This is a genomic window from Janthinobacterium lyxosi (genome assembly GCF_051380665.1).
Lineage (GTDB): Bacteria > Pseudomonadota > Gammaproteobacteria > Burkholderiales > Burkholderiaceae_D > Janthinobacterium.
Genome location: NZ_JBNYXM010000028.1, coordinates 19,670 through 36,949, shown reverse-complemented (window position 1 = coordinate 36,949; position 17,280 = coordinate 19,670). Strand labels below are relative to the sequence as shown.

General features: G+C 62.0%; 15 protein-coding genes. 9 read left to right on the top strand and 6 right to left on the bottom strand.

Annotation, left to right across the window (positions count from 1 at the left end):
- Positions 1-11: 11 nt before the first annotated feature.
- Both leuE and ACQ4WP_RS23130 read left to right on the top strand, forming a co-directional pair.
- Positions 12-686: a leucine efflux protein LeuE gene (gene leuE / locus ACQ4WP_RS23135; protein ID WP_436524729.1), complete on the top strand. Its 675-nt coding sequence runs from the start codon at positions 12-14 to the stop codon at positions 684-686.
- 9 nt (positions 687-695) lie between these two features.
- Complete coding sequence (locus ACQ4WP_RS23130) at positions 696-1,787, top strand: threonine aldolase family protein (RefSeq protein ID WP_436524727.1); 1,092 nt, start codon at positions 696-698, stop codon at positions 1,785-1,787.
- A 178-nt stretch (positions 1,788-1,965) separates the two neighbouring features.
- Here the strand turns inward: ACQ4WP_RS23130 and ACQ4WP_RS23125 are convergent, their stop codons facing one another.
- Positions 1,966-3,399, bottom strand: a complete 1,434-nt coding sequence (locus ACQ4WP_RS23125; RefSeq protein WP_436524725.1) for an OmpP1/FadL family transporter — start codon at positions 3,397-3,399, stop codon at positions 1,966-1,968.
- Positions 3,400-3,558: 159 nt separating this feature from the next.
- The gene (locus ACQ4WP_RS23120; protein ID WP_436524723.1) at positions 3,559-6,303 is read right to left on the bottom strand and encodes a bifunctional diguanylate cyclase/phosphodiesterase; all 2,745 of its coding nucleotides are present in this window, start codon (positions 6,301-6,303) and stop codon (positions 3,559-3,561) included.
- Between the two features lie 205 nt (positions 6,304-6,508).
- On the opposite strand from ACQ4WP_RS23120, the gene ACQ4WP_RS23115 reads away from it, so the two are divergent.
- Both ACQ4WP_RS23115 and ACQ4WP_RS23110 read left to right on the top strand, forming a co-directional pair.
- Positions 6,509-7,483, top strand: coding sequence for a thymidylate synthase (locus ACQ4WP_RS23115; RefSeq protein ID WP_436524721.1), 975 nt, complete (start codon positions 6,509-6,511; stop codon positions 7,481-7,483).
- Complete coding sequence (locus ACQ4WP_RS23110; protein WP_436524719.1) at positions 7,483-8,526, top strand: SMI1/KNR4 family protein; 1,044 nt, start codon at positions 7,483-7,485, stop codon at positions 8,524-8,526. Before ACQ4WP_RS23115 ends, ACQ4WP_RS23110 begins: the two co-directional genes overlap by 1 nt.
- Here the strand turns inward: ACQ4WP_RS23110 and ACQ4WP_RS23105 are convergent.
- Entirely contained in the window at positions 8,523-10,805 is a 2,283-nt protein-coding gene (locus tag ACQ4WP_RS23105; protein ID WP_436524717.1) for a TonB-dependent receptor domain-containing protein, read from the bottom strand. The two genes, ACQ4WP_RS23110 and ACQ4WP_RS23105, sit on opposite strands and share 4 nt — an antisense overlap.
- Before the next feature lie 245 nt (positions 10,806-11,050).
- Here ACQ4WP_RS23105 and ACQ4WP_RS23100 point away from each other — a divergent pair, with 245 nt between their 5' ends.
- Genes ACQ4WP_RS23100 through ACQ4WP_RS23090 form a run of 3 tightly spaced genes read left to right on the top strand, consistent with a single transcriptional unit; the run spans position 11,051 to position 12,337 of the window.
- Positions 11,051-11,596 (top strand): hypothetical protein, encoded by a 546-nt coding sequence (locus ACQ4WP_RS23100; protein ID WP_436524715.1) that lies wholly within the window; start codon positions 11,051-11,053, stop codon positions 11,594-11,596.
- Positions 11,597-11,606: 10 nt separating this feature from the next.
- Positions 11,607-11,897 carry a winged helix-turn-helix domain-containing protein gene (locus ACQ4WP_RS23095; protein ID WP_436524713.1) on the top strand — a complete coding sequence of 97 codons (291 nt, stop codon included), beginning with the start codon at positions 11,607-11,609 and terminating at the stop codon, positions 11,895-11,897.
- A 20-nt stretch (positions 11,898-11,917) separates the two neighbouring features.
- On the top strand, positions 11,918-12,337 hold the full coding sequence (locus ACQ4WP_RS23090) for a DUF2141 domain-containing protein (RefSeq protein ID WP_436524711.1): 420 nt from the start codon (positions 11,918-11,920) through the stop codon (positions 12,335-12,337).
- A gap of 13 nt (positions 12,338-12,350) precedes the next feature.
- Here the strand turns inward: ACQ4WP_RS23090 and ACQ4WP_RS23085 are convergent, their stop codons facing one another.
- The 3 genes from ACQ4WP_RS23085 to ACQ4WP_RS23075 all read right to left on the bottom strand — a co-directional run bounded on the left by ACQ4WP_RS23085 (position 12,351) and on the right by ACQ4WP_RS23075 (position 15,619).
- Entirely contained in the window at positions 12,351-13,685 is a 1,335-nt protein-coding gene (locus tag ACQ4WP_RS23085) for a VWA domain-containing protein (RefSeq protein ID WP_436524709.1), read from the bottom strand.
- A gap of 9 nt (positions 13,686-13,694) precedes the next feature.
- Positions 13,695-14,945 carry a TerD family protein gene (locus tag ACQ4WP_RS23080; protein WP_436524707.1) on the bottom strand — a complete coding sequence of 417 codons (1,251 nt, stop codon included), beginning with the start codon at positions 14,943-14,945 and terminating at the stop codon, positions 13,695-13,697.
- Between the two features lie 98 nt (positions 14,946-15,043).
- Positions 15,044-15,619 carry a TerD family protein gene (locus ACQ4WP_RS23075; protein ID WP_099763491.1) on the bottom strand — a complete coding sequence of 192 codons (576 nt, stop codon included), beginning with the start codon at positions 15,617-15,619 and terminating at the stop codon, positions 15,044-15,046.
- A gap of 204 nt (positions 15,620-15,823) precedes the next feature.
- Here ACQ4WP_RS23075 and ACQ4WP_RS23070 point away from each other — a divergent pair, with 204 nt between their 5' ends.
- The gene (locus tag ACQ4WP_RS23070) at positions 15,824-16,621 is read left to right on the top strand and encodes an alpha/beta fold hydrolase (protein WP_436524705.1); all 798 of its coding nucleotides are present in this window, start codon (positions 15,824-15,826) and stop codon (positions 16,619-16,621) included.
- Positions 16,618-17,103, top strand: coding sequence for a dihydrofolate reductase (locus ACQ4WP_RS23065; RefSeq protein ID WP_436524703.1), 486 nt, complete (start codon positions 16,618-16,620; stop codon positions 17,101-17,103). Before ACQ4WP_RS23070 ends, ACQ4WP_RS23065 begins: the two co-directional genes overlap by 4 nt.
- Positions 17,104-17,280 lie beyond the last annotated feature (177 nt).

The following is a 17,280-nucleotide window of genomic DNA, read 5'->3' as shown; positions in this document are numbered from 1 at the left end:
CACGACTCGCCATGAACGCCTTATTCCACGCCAACCTGGGCATCACCGATTTCTGGACCTTTTTACTGGGGACCATCTTCATCGTCATCCTGCCCGGCCCTAACTCCATGTATGTGCTGTCGGTCGCCGCCCAGCGCGGCGTGCGGCCCGCCTACCAGGGCGCCTTCGGCATCTTCGCCGGCGACCTGATACTGATGGTACTGTCGGCCTGCGGCGTGGCCTCGTTGCTGAAAGCCAGCCCGGCCCTGTTCTACGTGGTCAAATACATTGGCGCGGCCTATCTGGGCTGGATCGGCCTGCAGATGCTGATCGGCTGCTGGCGCAAGTTGCGCGCGCCCGCGCCGGCTGAAGGCGAAGCGGCAGCGGCGCCAGCGCCCGTCAAGGAAAGCGATCCATTCCGCAAGGCCCTGATCATCAGCCTGATGAACCCGAAGGCCATTTTGTTCTTCATTTCCTTCTTCATCCAGTTCGTCGACCCGGCCTTCCCGAATCCGGTACTGTCTTTCATCGGCCTTGGCCTGATCTGCCAGGTGATCAGCTTTAGCTATCTGACGGCCATTATTTTTGTGGGCGCGCGCCTGGCCGAGACCTTCCGCCGTCGCCGCCGCCTGTCGGCCGGCATGGGTGGCGGCGTGGGCGCCATGTTCATCGGCTTCGGCGCGAAGCTCGCCACGGCCACACTGTAAGGAACTACCGTGAGCGAGCTTGAACTGCGCCAGCGCTGCCATACCGCCTTGCCGGGCCACCGCCAGCCTGCGCCAGCGGCCACTTTCGCCGCCATGGCCGCCTGGTGCGACGCCAACGACGTCGCGCACGACACCTATGGCGAAGGCGCGTTGATCGAACAGTTCGAGAACAAGGTCGCCAGCCTGCTCGGCTTCGAAGCGGCCGTGTTCTGCATCACGGGCACCATGACACAGGTGACGGCCCTGCGCCTGGCTTGCCAGGATCGCGGTTCCTCGCTGGCGGCGCTGCATCCGACGTCGCACATCCTGCGCCACGAGCGGGGCAACCATGCATTGCTGGAGCACTTCAAGGGTTTGATGATCGGCGACCCGCACCGTCCGTGGACGGTGGACGATTTGCGTGCCGTGCCCGATGCGCTGGGCGCCGCCCAGGTCGAACTGCCGATGCGCGAAATCGGCGGCCAGTGCCCGTCCTGGGATGAGTTAAACGACATCAAGCGGCACTGCCGCGAGCACAACATCCACCTGCACATGGATGGCGCGCGCCTGTGGGAAGCGCAAGCGGGTTTTGGCCAGCCCCTGCCCGCCATCTGCGATGGTTTTGACTCCGTCTACGTGTCGCTGTACAAGGGCATCGGCGGCCTCGGTGGCGCCATGCTGGCCGGCAGCCGCCCGTTTGTCGAACGGGCGCGCGCGTGGTTTCACCGCCAGGGCGGCAACATCGTCCACCGCACGCCCTACGTGGTGGCCGCCGCCATGCAGTTCGACGCGCGCCTCGCCGCCATGCCCCGCTATTTCGCACGCACGCAGTGGCTGTACGCGCTGCTACGCGACTTCCCGAGCATCGCCGTCAACCCCGCCCAGCCGCAGGCCAACATGCTGCACCTGCACTTGCCCGTCTCGCGCGAGCGGGCCATCGCCATCCGCAACCAGGTGGCCGAGGAGCACGGCATCTGGCTGTTCGGCCGCGCCAGCCACGCCGCCCTGCCAGGGCACAGCGTGGTGGAGTGGTATGTGGGGGATCAGTTGCTGGAACTGCCGGACGACACGGTGCGGCAGGCCTTGACCTTGCTGGATCGGGCGATGCGCGCTATGGAATGAGCATGGTAGGTCGGGTTAGCGCGCAGCGCGTAACCCGACAACTTCCGCGCTACCACAAAGTAAAACCCATGAAAGGCTGGGGTCAGACCCGGCGGGTCTGACCCCCATGCACCCAAAAAAAAGCGCCCGAAGGCGCTTTTTTTCTTTCATGGCGGCCGGGTTGGCCGCCACTACCTGCTTAGAACTTGTAGTTATAAGCGAGACCGATCAACTGCATGCGAGTCTTGAACAGGCCCTTGGTGGTTTCACCGTTGCCGGTGCAGCCCTTTTTAACCGGCGAGCAGTCGTTTGTATAGTTGACGTCAGCATCCTTGAAATCGATATAGCTGTAAGCCAGATCCAGCGAGGAATTGGCGTTCAGCTTCCAGTTCGCGCCGATCGAGTACTGCATGCGATCGCTGTCCGGCAGGGCTGGATGACGCAGTTCGGCGCTGCGCACTGGCGCCTGGTCATGCGCGATACCGGCGCGCAGCAACAGGTTTTCGCTGTACTTGTAGTTGGCGCCCAGCGACACGCGGTAGGTGTTCTTCCACTGCTGGCGGATGCGCTCGGCGCCTTCGGCCGTCGGCGGGAACTGGATATCCAGGTTCTGCAGGCGCGAGGTGCGGGTCCAGGTGACGTCGCCCATCAAGGCCCAACGATCATCCATCTGGTGGAAGGCGTTGACCGACAGGGTTTCCGGCGTGCGCAGTTCGACCAGCGCCTCGGAATTGACCTTGCCCGATGCAGCGCTGATGAAGCCATTCACGGCGGCGTTGTTCGACACTTGCGAGAAGTCCCAGATCGTGTCGCCTTTCAGCTTGTGCGAGATCGACGAGCGGTAGGCGATGCCGAAACGCGTGCCTTCATTCATCTGGTACAGATAGCCCAGGTTGAAGCCGAAGCCCCAGTCGTCGCCATCCATCGAGGCGTGGCCATCCTTGGTATTGTTCAGCGCTTGCTGCGCAGCGCCAGCTGCTGCCGCGCCTTGCGTTCTGCCGATATTCGTCACGAACGCGATCGCAGCGGCAGGGGACTTATCATGCATGGCTTTCACTGTGCCCGGCACGTCGACGGCCTGGCCCAGTTCCGCCTTCATGTGTTCAGCCGTCACGCCGAAGCCGAACGAGTGGTGCTGGTCCAGCTTGAACGATACGGAAGGATTCAGGGCGATGGCTTCGAGCTTGATATTGGTGATCGCATAGCGGCCGCTCCAGTCATTGCCGTAATCGAGCTTGGCGCCGTATGGCACGAAGAGGCCCATGCCGACGGTCCATTGCTCATTGACCTTCTTGCTGGCATACAGGGCAGGCGCAACCACCGCGTCCGGCGCGTAATCCTTGGTCGTGCCGCCTGGATCACGGTTCGTGAAGGTCCTCGAACCCGTATCCTGGTAGGTCGAATGCGGTACCACGAGGGTGCCGCCGCCGACGAACTGCGTGCCTTCCAAACGCGACAGGCCGGCCGGATTGTAGAAAATGGTCGACGCGTCAGCCGCTTCGGCGCCGCTGGCATCGGCCGTGCCCTGGGCAGACACGCTTTGCGAACCGAAACGGTAGCCGGAAGCCTGGGCGGTGGAAGCGAAGCCGGCGCATGCGACGGCGATCAGGAGGGGCAGATATTTATGTTTCAAGTTAGTCTCTCTTTATTATATGAAGTGTCTTCGTCACATTGTCTCGGGTAGCTCAAGCTGCCCCGTCTTGCACTGTTCTTGCCGCCGTGAACTCCAATTCACTGACGGCATGAGCGAAGCATATAATATTTTTAAAAAAAAAGCGAACGTTCGCTCTTTTTAAGAAACAGCGTTGTTTTCCTCACCAATCGCCGGGCTATACGGGGGCAGCACGGGCGCTGGAAGCGGTATCAGAAAGCGCTGATGCATCAGCGCCAGCATCTGTTCGGCCGGCACGGGGCGCGAAATGAAGTAGCCTTGCACTTCGTTGCATTGCAGCGCGCGCAGGATGTCGAGCTGCTCGCGCGTCTCCACCCCTTCGGCCACCACGCTCATGCCCAGCGCATGCGCCATCGACAGGATGGCGCGCACGAACACTTCGCCCTGCTCCGAGCGGCCCAGCTCCATGGTGAAGGCGCGGTCGATCTTCAAGCCATCCATGGCGAACTTCTGCAGCTGCGACAGCGAAGAATAGCCGGTACCGAAATCGTCGACCAGCAGGCGCACGCCCAGCGCGCGGATGGCCGACAGCTGCTCCACGGCGCGGTTCTGTTCATCCATCATGGCCGATTCGGTGATTTCCACCTCAATCAGCCGCGCATCGATACAGTGGCGCGCCAGCGCGGACGCCAGCACCTGGTGCACGTCGCCACGGCCGAACTGGCGCGCCGAGACGTTGATGGAGACGGGCACCAGTTCCAGCCCGCTGGCCTGCCAGCGCGCCATTTGCAGGCACACCTTCTCGATGACGACTTCGCCCAGCTGCGAAATCAGGCCGCTGCTCTCGGCCACGGGGATGAATTCCAGCGGCGGCACCATGCCATGCTGCGGGTGATGCCAGCGCACCAGCGCCTCCATGCTGCACAGTTGCCCGCTCATGGCGTCGACGCGCGGCTGGTAGACGACGAGGAACTGGTCCTGCTCCAGCGCCGCCACCAGGCTTTGCTCCAGTTCGCGGCGGTTGCGGATGGTTTCGAACAATTCGGGCTGGAAGAAGCGGTGATGGCCCTTGCCTGCCACTTTCACGGCATACATGGCGATATCGGCGTTCTTCAGCAGCACTTCCGTGTCGGCGCCATCGCGCGGATACAGGCTGATGCCGATCGAGGCGCCCATCTTGTGGCGCTCGCTGCCCAGATAAAACGGTTCGTCGAAGGCGATGGCGATGCGCTGCGCCACCTGTTCGGCGCGGCTGTCGTCTTCCACCGGGTCGAGCACGACGACGAATTCGTCGCCGCCCAGGCGCACCACATGGTCGCCCGGCCGCAGCACGGCCTTCAGGCGCAGCGAGGCGGCGCGCAACACCTTGTCGCCCTCCGCGTGGCCCTGCGTATCGTTGATATCCTTGAAACCGTCGAGGTCGATGAACAGCAGCGCCAGCATCTGCCGCGCAATGGCGGCGCGGCCCAGGGCGCCGGGCAGGAATTGCTGCAGCCAGTAGCGGTTGGGCAAGCCCGTCAAGCCATCTTCATTGGCCAGGCGGCGCAGGTCGCGCTCGTGCTCCTTGGCCGTGCCGATGTCTTGCAGGGTGACGGCCAGGCGGTCGCCGCTGCGTACCAGGCGCCGGCGTATCCAGCGCAGCTTGAACGGGTTACCTTCCGGCAACTCGATCTCTTCTTCGGAAAAACCGGAGACCATGGCGGCCCGGTAATGATGGATCAGGTCGCGGAAATACGGTTCGTGGGCACGCGACTGCAGGCGCATGCCCAGCAGCTGCTCGCGGCGCACGCCGAAGTAGCCGGCGCCCGGCTCGTTGCAGTCGACGATCTCGAAGTCGAGGATGCTGCCATCCTCGCCGCGCAGGGCGGCAATGATGTAAAAGCCGTCGCTGGTGCCTTCGGTAGCCATGCGATAAGCATTGCGCACGCCTTCGGACTGGTGGTGGCGCCACGCCAGGCGCAGCGACAGCACGGTGGCGACGGCGGCAAAGGCCAGCAGCAGCACGGTGACGGCCAGGGCGATGCCGATATAAATGGTGCGCGTTTCCTCGTAGGGGTGCAGCATTTCGCCGTCCGACAGTCCGACCACGGCCGTAAACGGATAGCCTTTCAGCGCCTGCCAGCCCACGTAGCGGCTTTGCTTGTCGGAAAAAGCGATCCTACCGCCCGAATGCATGGCGCCGCTCTCCGTTTCCAGGAAGCTGGTATCGAGAAACGGCGTGCCCTGGCCACTCTGCATGGGCAGGACGCGCGAACCGAGGCGCGTGCTGAACGGCTCGCCCTCTTCGCCTACCATGGCGGACATGCCGAACTTGCCGAAATTGACGCTGTTGTAGAATTCTGAAAAATAGCTGGAATGAAGGGAAATGAGCAGCACGCCGTCAAAATTACCATCCTCGTCTTCCAGCCGGCGCGTGAAATGCACGAGGCTTTCGTCCGCGCCGGGCACTGTGGCCTCGCTGGCTGCATTGGCCCTCCCCAGCGCGATACGCAGCGCGCTGGAATTGCTGCGCCAGTGGCGCAGCAGGAAATCGCTGCGCTCGTTGACCCGCAGGCGCTGCAGCGGCGCCGTAGCCGTCACGGGGTGACCCTTGCGGTCGAGGATGGCAACGATGGCAAATTGCGGCAAGGCATACATGCCCTGCGTCTTCAATTGATCGAGGCGCAGCCGGCCGCGCGAATTTTCCCACTCATACTTGAGCTGCAAGGTCAGCTGGTCCATCTGCTCCAGGGTGCGCAGCAGGTACTGGCCATACGCTTTCGACATCGAAGACACGCTGTCGAGCGCCTGCTGCTGCGCCACCTTCTTTTCCGCCTCCAGCTGCAGCAAGGTGGCCGTCCACAGCACCGCGCACAGGACCAACCCCAGCAAGGGCCAGGCCAGGATCAGGCGCAGGTTGACCTTGAGAAAATCGGCCCTGCTCATCTCCACCACGGCGGCGTTATTATTAGTTACAAATTGTCGCAAGAACATGGTGCAGCATCTGCCGTTTCTGTGTATTTCTTTAAGGACACACAAATTACCACAGAGTCATGTTTGCAGGTGAAACGGCAGCGCATTTATGTGTGCGGCCTGCAGCCTGCCTGTCGCGCCTGCGTTACAATCACCATCCTTACCGTTGGAGAAATACATGCAGCAATATCAAGATTTGATCAAGACCGTGCTCGAAACGGGCAGCTGGCAAGACAACCGCACGGGCATCCGCACCCTGAGCGTGCCGGGCGCCATGATGCGTTTCGACTTGGCCAACGGCAACTTCCCTGCCGTAACGACCAAGAAACTGGCTTTCAAATCCGTGATCGGCGAATTATGCGCCTTCCTGCGCGCCTCGCGCAACGCAGCCGAGTTCCGCGCGCTGGGCTGCAAGGTATGGGACCAGAACGCCAACGAAAATGCGCAATGGCTGGCCAATCCCTACCGCGAAGGCGAGGATGACCTGGGCCCCGTGTATGGCGTGCAATGGCGTCAATGGCCCGCGTATAAACTGCTGGCCGCCGACCAGCCGGCGCAGATTGCCGATGCGCAAGCCAACGGTTTTGCGCTGGTTGCCCCCATCGTCGACGACGGCGTGCAAAAAGTGCTGCTGTACAAGGCGGTCGACCAGTTGCGCGAGTGCCTCGACACCATCATGAATAACCCGGGCAGCCGGCGCATCCTGTTCCACGGCTGGAACCCGGCCGTGCTGGACGCCGTCGCCCTGCCCGCCTGCCATTTGCTGTACCAGTTCATCCCGAACGCCAGCACGCGCGAAATTTCCCTGTGTTTATATGTGCGCAGTAACGATATCGGCCTGGGCACGCCCTTCAACATCGCCGAAGGCGCAGCCCTGCTGCACCTGGTGGCGCGCCTGACGGGCTACACGCCGCGCTGGTTCACCTATTTCATCGGCGACGCGCACATCTATGAAAACCACCTCGACATGGTGGAAGAACAACTGAAGCGCACGCCCTTCCCGGCGCCCCGTTTCGTCATTTCCGACCGCGTGCCCGACTACGCCAAGACGGGCAAGTACGAGCCGGAATGGCTGGAAAAGATCGAACCATCGGATTTCTCGCTGCAAGGCTATGAACACCATGCGCCCATCAAGGCAGCGATGGCCGTCTGATGGCGGTCGTACCGCTGGCAGCGCTGCACCGCAAGCTGTTTGACGAAACGGATGGCAGCAAGTTTGCCCGGCTAAAAGAGCGCCTGCTGAAAAAGCATGCCGCGGACGAGCGGCTGGCCGTGCTCGATATCCTGACGGCGTATGCGCGCGATGGGCAACTGCTGCACTGGCGCTCCTTTTTGATGAGCGATATCGTGCACCTGGTGGAAGGCAACAAACATGCGGCCTTTTTCGCCTGGGCATTGGAGCAGCCAGAACTGGCATACTGGGGCGTCGATGGCTTGCTGAAAAGTACAGGCGTCGATGCGTATGCGCCACTGGTGGCGCTGGCAACGTCCGGCGCCACCAGCCTGGAAGTGCGCGCCAAGGCGATCAAGAGCCTGGCCGTGTTCAGCCGCCAACCGTTTGACCAGGGCTTGCCGCCCGATCCCGGCCACTGGAAGGCAGAGCAGCTGCGACTAAGCGCCGTACTGGCCTGGCAAGCGGACGGCTACCCTGACGGTGCAGGCTACAAGGCGCCCGCCACGCATTACACGCTGACCCGGCCGCTTTCGCGCCTGGAAATTGCCGCCGCCTTCCTGGAGCGAAAACTGGCGCTGCTGCGCCAGCGCGAACAGGACCTGGCGCAACCGTCGAACTGGCTGACGGTCGCCAGCGACGACGACATGGCCGAGATCGACGCGCACTGGGTATTGCCGGAGATATACCGCCGCTTCCTGGAATGGTATTCGCCACTGCGCGTGCATGTCGACGGCAAGCGCTTCCTCCAGGGCCTGCATCTGTACGGCGCGGCGCAGCTGGTGAAGGCCCAGCACGGCTACGCCATCCATGCCGTGCACCCTCACAAAATCGCGACCTGGCCGCCGAAGCTGGTGGTGATTGCCGATGCGGGCGGTGACCCGTACTGCCTGCACCTGGAAGAAAAAACCATCGACGGCGACTTGCCCGTGTACCGTGCCAAACATGGCACGGGCGGATGGCGCTTCGAACTCCATACGGACGATTTTATCGCCTTCCTGCACGAGATCGCGCTGGCGGCCTAGCCTGCTTCGCCTCCCGGTCCGCCCGGGCCGGGGCCGCCTGGCCCGCGTCCGCCCGGCGGACCGAAGCGCGGTTCCCGTACGCCCTCTTTCACCGCCGAGGTGGCACCGCCCAGGCGGTACGACAGCCCCACATAAATCATGCGCCCATCGAAGCGGCGCGTGCTCGTCTCGCGCAAGGAAGCGCTGTTGATGACGGTTTCCATCTTGTTGCTGCTGAATACATCGGTCACATTCATGACCAGGCTCAGTTGCGGCGTCACCGTGTGGCGCCAACTCATATTCACCGTATTGTTCGGCGAGCGGTAGCCCTGTCCCGACAGCATCTTGCCTTGCATTTGCAGGGCCAGCTGCAGCTGGTTCGCCGCATCGAACTGGTAGTTCAAGCGCGCGCGGCCACTCAGGGCATTCGCCGTGCGCGTGCTGCGGTTGCCCAGGTCGTCCGAACTGGTCTGCTGGCTGCGCGCCAGGTTGCCGCTCGTGTTCAGGGTCAAGGACGGGGTCAGCTTGCCGCTGACGCTGAACTCCAGACCGCTCGAATGGCTGCCTGCGCCGTTTTCGCGCGTGGTCAAGAGTACGTTATCGCTGATGAAGTAACGGTAATCGACGATGGCGTCCGTGTCGCGCCGGTGATAGGCGCGCAAGCTGCTTTCCAGGCCAAACAGCTTGGTTTCATAGCCGATCTCGAACGAGTCCGTCTGCGTAGGTTTCAGCTTGGGATTGCCGGCCGACACATTGAATTCATCGCGATACACCACGTACGGGTTCAGGTCGCCCGCGCTGGGACGGCGCAGGCGGTGCGCATAGCTGAAGCGCAGATTGCTCTCGTCGCTGACTTTATACGTAGCGAACAGGCTGGGAATGTAGTTGACGTAATTGTTGCCTGCCTCGACGCCGCCCGTGATCTGGCGCACGTTCAAGTCCGTGTATTCGGCGCGCAAGCCGGCCAGCGCGCCCCAGCGCTCGGTCAGGCGCATCTGGTAGGAGCCGTACAGCGCGACGGTGCGCTCGTCCATCTCGAAACGGTTGCTGCGCATGGGGTTGACGGTTTCCGCCAGGCTGCCCGGGCGGATGTCCGTGTACAGGGTGTCGAAACTGCTCTGGTTGTCGGCAACCTTGTAGCCCAGCTTGGCCGTGCCGCCCGCCAGCGGACGCTCGTAGTCGCCGCTGAAGTCGACGATGCGGTTGCCCGTCTCGCTGTGCTGGCGCGCGCGGCTGTCGAAAGCGTTGACGGGCGCGACCGTGTAGCTGTTGGCGTAATCGCTGTCGCTCTCGTTGGTCGAGGACGATACGCGCAGGTCGATTTTCAGGGTTTCGCCTGGCAATTCGCCCTTGTGGTCGTAGCGCGCACCCCAGCTATAGTTGCGGCTGTCGCCGTTGCGCACGGTGCTGCGCACATAGTCGCCGATGGTGCTGCCCGTGCTGTCGCCATTGATGTAGCGGTCGAGCGAGCGCTGGTCGTTGCTGCGCCCGTTATACGACACGCTGGCGGCCAGGGTGTCATTCGTATTCAGGTTGTAATTCACGGTGCCGTGCAAGCCCAGCGAGTCATTCAAGCCATTGCTGGTGGAATGCTGGCTGCTGGGGGCAAAGGCGCCCATACCGGGCGCCAAGCGTTCCAGGCGCTCGCGGCTGACCTCGGCGACGGAATTGCGGCCGTCATGGCGCACATTGATGCCGCCCTGGTAGCCCCACGGCCCTTCATTATAGGTGCCGGAGACGGCACTGTTGTAGCGCCCGGCGATGCCCGCATTTGCGTTGACGGTGGCAAAGCCGCCCGGCTTGCGGTTGCGCCGCATCACCAGGTTCAAAATCGGGCCGCCACCGGCTTCATTACCGAACTGGGCGCCGGGGTTGTTGATCACCTCCACCGATTCGATATCGTCGGCCGCCATGGCGTTCAGGGTGGCGCCGCGCGAATCGCCCTGCAGCATGGCCGACGGCTTGCCATCGATCAATATCTGCACATTGCTGCTGCCGCGCAAGGACACGGAACCGTCGGGATCGACGGCCACCGACGGCACATTGTTGAGCGCATCGGCCGCCGTGCCATTGCTGCTGCTCACATCGGACTTGACATCGTAGACTTGCCTGTCGATACGGCCCGTGGGACGTTCGGCCGTCACGCTGACGGAAGGGGTATCGGCGGCCGGCGCCTTGGCCGATATCGGTGCTGGTGCGGGCTTGACGACGGCGTCGCCGGTGACAGTTTGCGCCTGGACAGCGGCGCCGGAGACCAACAGGCTACCGCCCGCCAGACAGTGGAAAAGGAGTTTATGCATTTGGCTAAAAAATAATCGAGACGCTACGGATGAGGCGCTACGCCGCAGCGTGAGGGCACATTCAAAGCATGCCACGAGTCCCGGGGGCAAAGCAAATGCGAACCATTGTTATTTACTTCAATTTACAAATCTCTTCCACTTGTGGTCGTACAGCCTCATACAGTTGAAGGTAAAACAAAACGCTTGACGAAAGAATATCCTACTTATAGAGTACTCTGCACAACAGAGCGAATAAGGAGAACACGATGCTAAATCCGCAACAAGCCCAACAATACCTGCAGGAAGTGGAGCAAACCCAGACGCGCAGTGAACATTATTTGCGTTATTGGCGCTCGGGAGTCATCGTACAGCTGTGGGGCGTGGTCTGGTTCTGCGCCTATCTCGGCAGCTATCTTGCACCGGCACGCACCGGATATTGCTGGCTGATTGCCGACGTGGCAGGCATGCTCGGTACGGCGTATCTGCTGAGCCGGCAAAAGACCGCCAGCCAGCCGGGCGACCGGCGCATCTGGCTGGCCATGGCCATTCTCGTTGCCTTCGGCATCATGGTGTCGACTTTCATCGTGCACCGGCCCGGCGCCATCTCGGTATTCTGGACCAGCTTGTTCATGCTCGTGTATATGCTTGCCGGCCTCTGGCATGGTGTGCGGTGGACGATATTGGGCTCCAGCATTTGCGTGCTGACTTTCATCGCCTACCATTTTCTCGCCCCCTGGTTCAATCTGGCCATGGCGATACTGGCGGGGGGCGGATTGCTGCTTGGCGGCACCTGGCTGCGCCGCGCCGCCTGAGGAGAACATCATGGCTGGCCTGGACGACATCATCCATCAGAGCACGCGCTTGCGCATCATGACTGCCCTGAATGTATTGCAAGTAAATGAAAGCATCGAGTTCGTGCGCCTGAAAGCGCTGACCGAGGCAAGCGACGGCAATCTTGGGGCTCACCTGGACACGCTGGCACGCGCAGGCTATGTGACGCTCGAAAAGCAGTTCGTCGGCAAGAAACCGCAAACCCGTATCCATACCACTGCGCAAGGACGCGCCGCCTACCAGGCGCATGTCACTGAATTGCGCCGCTTGCTGTCCATATAACATCAACCGAAGGACGAAAAATGAGAAAAATCATACCTTGGTGCATCGCACTGCTGCTGCCAGCCGCAGGACTGGCCTGCGCCGCCGACCTGCTCGTGACCGTCAACAATGTCCAGCCCGGTGCAGGCACAGTAAAAGCGGCCATTTACCAATCGGCCGCGCATTTCCTCTCGAACCCCCTGCAGCAGGCCACGGTGCCAGCCAACGGCAGCACCGTCCAGCTGCACCTGGATAAATTGCCTGTGGGCGAATACGCTGTCGCGGTGTTCCAGGACGTGAATGCCAACGGCAAGCTGGACAGCAACTTTTTCAAGATTCCCAGCGAACCCACGGGCAGCAGCAACGACGCGAGTTCACTGATGGGGCCGCCCAGCTACGACAAGGCGCGCTTCTTGCTGCCAGAAGCAGGTACCACGATTGCCATCAAGCTCACCAACTAAAATCGCAGCACGATCAGTTCAGCAAGCCCTGCCCCCGCGCCAGTTTCAGCCAGCCCGGATATTCCGTCATCAATAAGTCATACAGTTCCGCATCGCTGTGCTCGTCTGGTGAGCTGACGGAAAAGTAATTGGCGTTGTCGACCAGGCGTCCCTGCAATTCGTCGAGCTTTTCCAGGAAGGGAAAGTCGGAATCGGCAAAGGCGGCGAGGAACTTGCTTTTCGACTTGCGCCCCTTGCCGATGCCCATGAATTGCCAGAAGATGGGCTCGTTACTGGCCCAGCGCAATTGCTTCTCCGTTGTCGCCTGGTCGCTGGTGCCGCCATCGGTGACGAACATCACGTACACGGGCAGCTCGGCGGTGACGGGCCGCGTGCGCTCGCCGCCGGCCGCGTCGGGGAAATAAAACGCGCGAATCGCCTGCATGGCAGCGCCATAGCGCGTATCGCCTTCCAGCGGGTGACGGGTGATCGCCTGCCCCACATAAGTGTTGCAATTACTCAATTCCATGGGCGCCGGATGGTGGACATTCTTGCCAAAAAGAAAAACGTCGATCTCGCCATCGTCGTCGAACTTGCAACCGAGGGCGAGGATGCGTTCGGCAAAGCGCTGCACCAGCCCCTCTTTATATAGCCGCCCCATGGAACCGGAAATATCCAGGCATAGACAGACCTTGGCACGGTGCTCGGACAAGCCCACTTTTTGCAGGGACACGCCGGCCTGCTTGACCAGGCTGACCAGTTGCGGCGCCTCGCGTTCGACGCGCTTTTCCAGGTTGATCTTCGCCTGCTGAATTGCCGAAGCCGCGGCAGGAGAGACAGGAGCGGCCTGGTCGACTTCGCCGCCGAAATGGCGCACCAGAGAGTCGAGTCCCCCATTGAAACCCTGGCCCACGGCCATGCAGCGCCAGCCGCCATCCTTGCGGTAGAGTTCAAGCAGCATGACGGCTTTTTCTTGCACGAAATCACTGCCCGCGAAAGCAAAGCGGGCCAATTCGCGTCCGTCCGCCTGCAGGCGCACGTGTCCGGATTGCAGTTGCGACATCACGCCGCCGCCATCGATGGACGCCGTCACGACGAGGCGGTCGATGCCGGCCGGCAAGCGCGCCAGTTGCAAGGCAAACGCGGCCATGTCGCCACCGCTGCCGGCACGCGCTTCCACGCCACCGCACGGCGTGCGCGGCTGGTTGAAAAAGGTCATGTAACGCTCGTCGGACAGTTTGCCGGCAGCATCAAGGCCGAAGCACGCCACATCGAGCGCCAGTCCCTGCACGGCCACGCCGATTTCCAGCACGCCATCGGGAACGAGATTGGCCAGCGGCAAGCGCTGTCCCTTGGACAAGGTTTCCATCAGTGTCTCCTATGCAATGTAGCGGCGCGGATTGTCCGCGTTGAAATCATCTTCATCTTCCTTGTCCTCGCCCTTGAAGACGACGGGACCGTTAAAGGCCAGCTGCAGGCTCTCGCCCTGCCAGCTCAGCCACGGCGTCGCTTCGCTGCCGGGCTCGGACGTCTTGCCCGAGGGTTCCAGGATGATGCTGTCGGGCGTGATGCGCGCCATGCCGATCACATAGGTGTAGACCGTGTCGTCCTCGGCTGCCTTGGACAGGCGGAAGTCGAACGCGCACTCGACGATCTGCTGGCCATATTGCATGACCATTTTCGGCCGCATGGACGCCACCGGGACGGCGCCGTTGGCCAGCGCCGAATACACGCTGAAGACCAGGCCCACCGTGCCGCCGTAATGTTGCGCCAACGCAGGATTGACTTCCACCGTTTCCGTGGCCGGCTCCTTGCCCGCCGCGCCCGCCACATCGCCCAGGTGGCGCACATACGGCATGACGTCGAAGCTGCCGGCCGTGTCCGGCGCCTGGATGAAGCGCATCTGGCCGTTCGGCAAGAGAATGCCGACGCGCAAATCGAGATCGTCGTTATCGTCGTCGCCATCGCCGTTATCGAGCCAGGTGGCCTTCACGGTGAGTTTGCTCGGCGCGCCCGCGCCCTTCTCCAGCGAGACCTTGTGCGTCTGGCCCGCCTTGGTCAGCGAGATTTTCGACAGGGAAATTTTCGGCGCCGCGGGTTCGGGAGCGGCCGGCGCCACTTCGCCGCCGAAATGGGCGACCAGCGCGTCCAGGCCGCCATTGAAACCCTGGCCCACGGCCATGAAGCGCCAGCTCCCGCCCTTGCGGTAGAACTCGCCCAGCATGACGGCTTTTTCTTGCGCAAAATCAGCGCCCGCATACGTGTAGCGGGCCAGCTCGCGCCCGCCGTCGAGCAGGCGCAGATAGCCGCTGCCCAGCTGCGCCATGGTGGCCGCGCCATCGATGGCGGCCGTGACGACCAGGCGTTCGATGGAGGCAGGCAAACGCTCCAGCTGATAGCTGAACCCGGCCGCATCGCCGGACGGCGCCGAGGCTTCGACGCCGCCGCACGGCGTGCGCGGCTGGTTAAAGAAAGTCATGTAGCGGTCGTCGGACAGTTTGCCGTTGGCGTCGAGGCCGAAACAGGCAAAGTCCAGCGGCACGCCGGTACTGGCGAGACCCAGTTGCACGACGTTGCCCGTGACGAGGCCGGACAGCGCAAGACGCTGCCCCTTGATCAGGTTTTCCATGGAGTCAGGCAGATAAGAAGGGAGATGTAAAGAAGAAGCAAAACCGGGCAGCGTGGCCACCCGGCAAAGGTACGCCCTTTCAGGCGGCAACATGCTTTTTACGCATTAATTCCAAACGAACGGGCCAGAGGGCCCAGGCCGCCTTTGAAACCTTGGCCGATGGCCTTGAATTTCCATTCGCTGCCGGCGCGGTAGATTTCGCCGAAGATCATGGCCGCTTCCGTCGAGCCGTCTTCCGACAGGTCGTAGCGGGCGATTTCCGCGCCATTGTCGCCATTCAGGCAGCGGATGTAGGCCTTGCCCACCATGCCGAAGTTCTGCTTGCGGTTTTCCGCGTCGTGGATGGTGACGGCCACGGCGATCTTGTCGATGTCGGCGGGCACGTTGGCCAGGTCGACGGCGATTTTCTCGTCGTCGCCATCGCCGCCACCGGTCGTGTTGTCGCCCGCGTGGACGATGGAGCCGTCAACCGACTTCAGGTTGTTGTAAAAAATGAAATCGGCGTCGGAACGGGCCTTGCCATCCGTTTTCAGCAGGAAGGCGCTACCGTCCAGGTCGAATGCGGCGCCATCGGTGGCGCGCGGATCCCAGCCCAGGCCAATCACAATTTTCGTCAAGCCGGGAGCTTCCTTGCTCAGGTTGACATTGCCGCCTTTTTGCAAACTGATCGCCATGGTGTTTCCTCTTTAATGTGTGGGTTGCATTCGGTGTTTCCGGTCACGTCGCCGGTAGGCCGGCTTGATGAGCCATGAGCCTACCATAAAGTCCCGGCTTGCCAGCCGCGCACTATTGAAAATAATGCCATACAGAAAATACCATGCCGCGGCCTGGATGCGCAAAATGACGGATAATGCCGCTCGACAAAAATTTTCACCATCATGAGCGATACGACTCCTGGCTTGAACTTGCCTGAATGCACCACGCGACTCGTTTGCATTCCCGGCACCTTGTGCGATGAACGCCTGTGGTCGCGCCTGGCGCCTGCCCTGGGCCACGCTTTTCATGTACAGCACGTTCCCTTGCACCAGGCGCGCACGCGCACGCAGATGCAATCGATGATCGCCAGCCACAGTGCCCCGCAAGCCCATCTGGTGGGCTTTTCGCTGGGCGCCTACCTGGCGCTCGAACACGCGCTGGCGCACCCGCAGCGCGTGAAGTCCCTCACTTTGATCGCCAATTCGGCCCAAGGTTTGCTGCCGGCGGAAATTAGCGCGCGCCAGCGTATCGTCGCCATGCTCGAACGCAATGCCTATGCGGGCATCACGCGCCAGCGCCTGCGCGAACTGCTACATCCATCGCACCTGGGCGATGTCGCCATCACGGGCCTGATCCAGCAGATGGGGCTGGACCTGGGCAAGGACGTGCTGCTGGCGCAATTCATCACCACCATCAACCGCCCCGACCTGATGGCGCGCTTGCCGGAGCTCGATTTTCCCGTGCTGATCGTGGGCGCCGAAGACGACAAGCTCGTCGATCCCGACGATCTGCGCGCCATGGCCGCCCGCCTGCCGCAGGCCACCTTGCACTTACTAAAAGACAACACCGGCCACATGATTCCGCTGGAGGCACCAGGCGCGCTGGCGCAAGCCATGCGTGCGCATCTGGAGGCTGCCGGCAATTTCAACGATAATGACGGGCATCGGGCCTCGCCCCAACCTTTTTCACAGAGCCAATGAGCCATTTGACCATCATCGTCGCCACCGACCAGCAAGGCGGCATCGGCATCGACAACACCCTGCCGTGGAAATTGCCGGAAGACCTCGCGCACTTCAAGCGCCTGACGACGGGCCATCCCATCCTCATGGGCCGCAAGACCTTCGATTCCATCGGCCGTCCGCTGCCGAACCGCCGCAACATCGTCATCACGCGCAATCCGGACTGGCGCCATGAGGGCGTGGAAGCGGTGTCGTCGGTGGAAGCTGCCATCGCCCTGCTGGATGGCGCCGAAGGCTATGTCATCGGCGGCGCCGAAATCTACAAGCAGTCACTGGCTCTGGCACAGCGTTTGATCATCACGGAAATCGGCCAGGCGTTTGACTGCGACGCGTTTTTCCCCGCCGTGGATCATGCTGTATGGCAAGAAATCGCGCGCGAAGCGCATGTTTCGGAGAAAGCCGGCCTGCCTTACGCCTTTGTCACGCTGCAACGCAAAGCCTGATATGGTGATATTGATAGCCAGAATGTTGCTGTAATACCCCTGTCACACCTTTGCGTCACGCTAGCGCAAGCTTGTGACGCTTAGCTGCGATATTTTTTTCCCGCAGACGCCGCATTTCTGCGAGAATCCCGTTCTTATTTTTTTTCTGCGGCTGCCGGGGTTCACTACCGCCTGGCT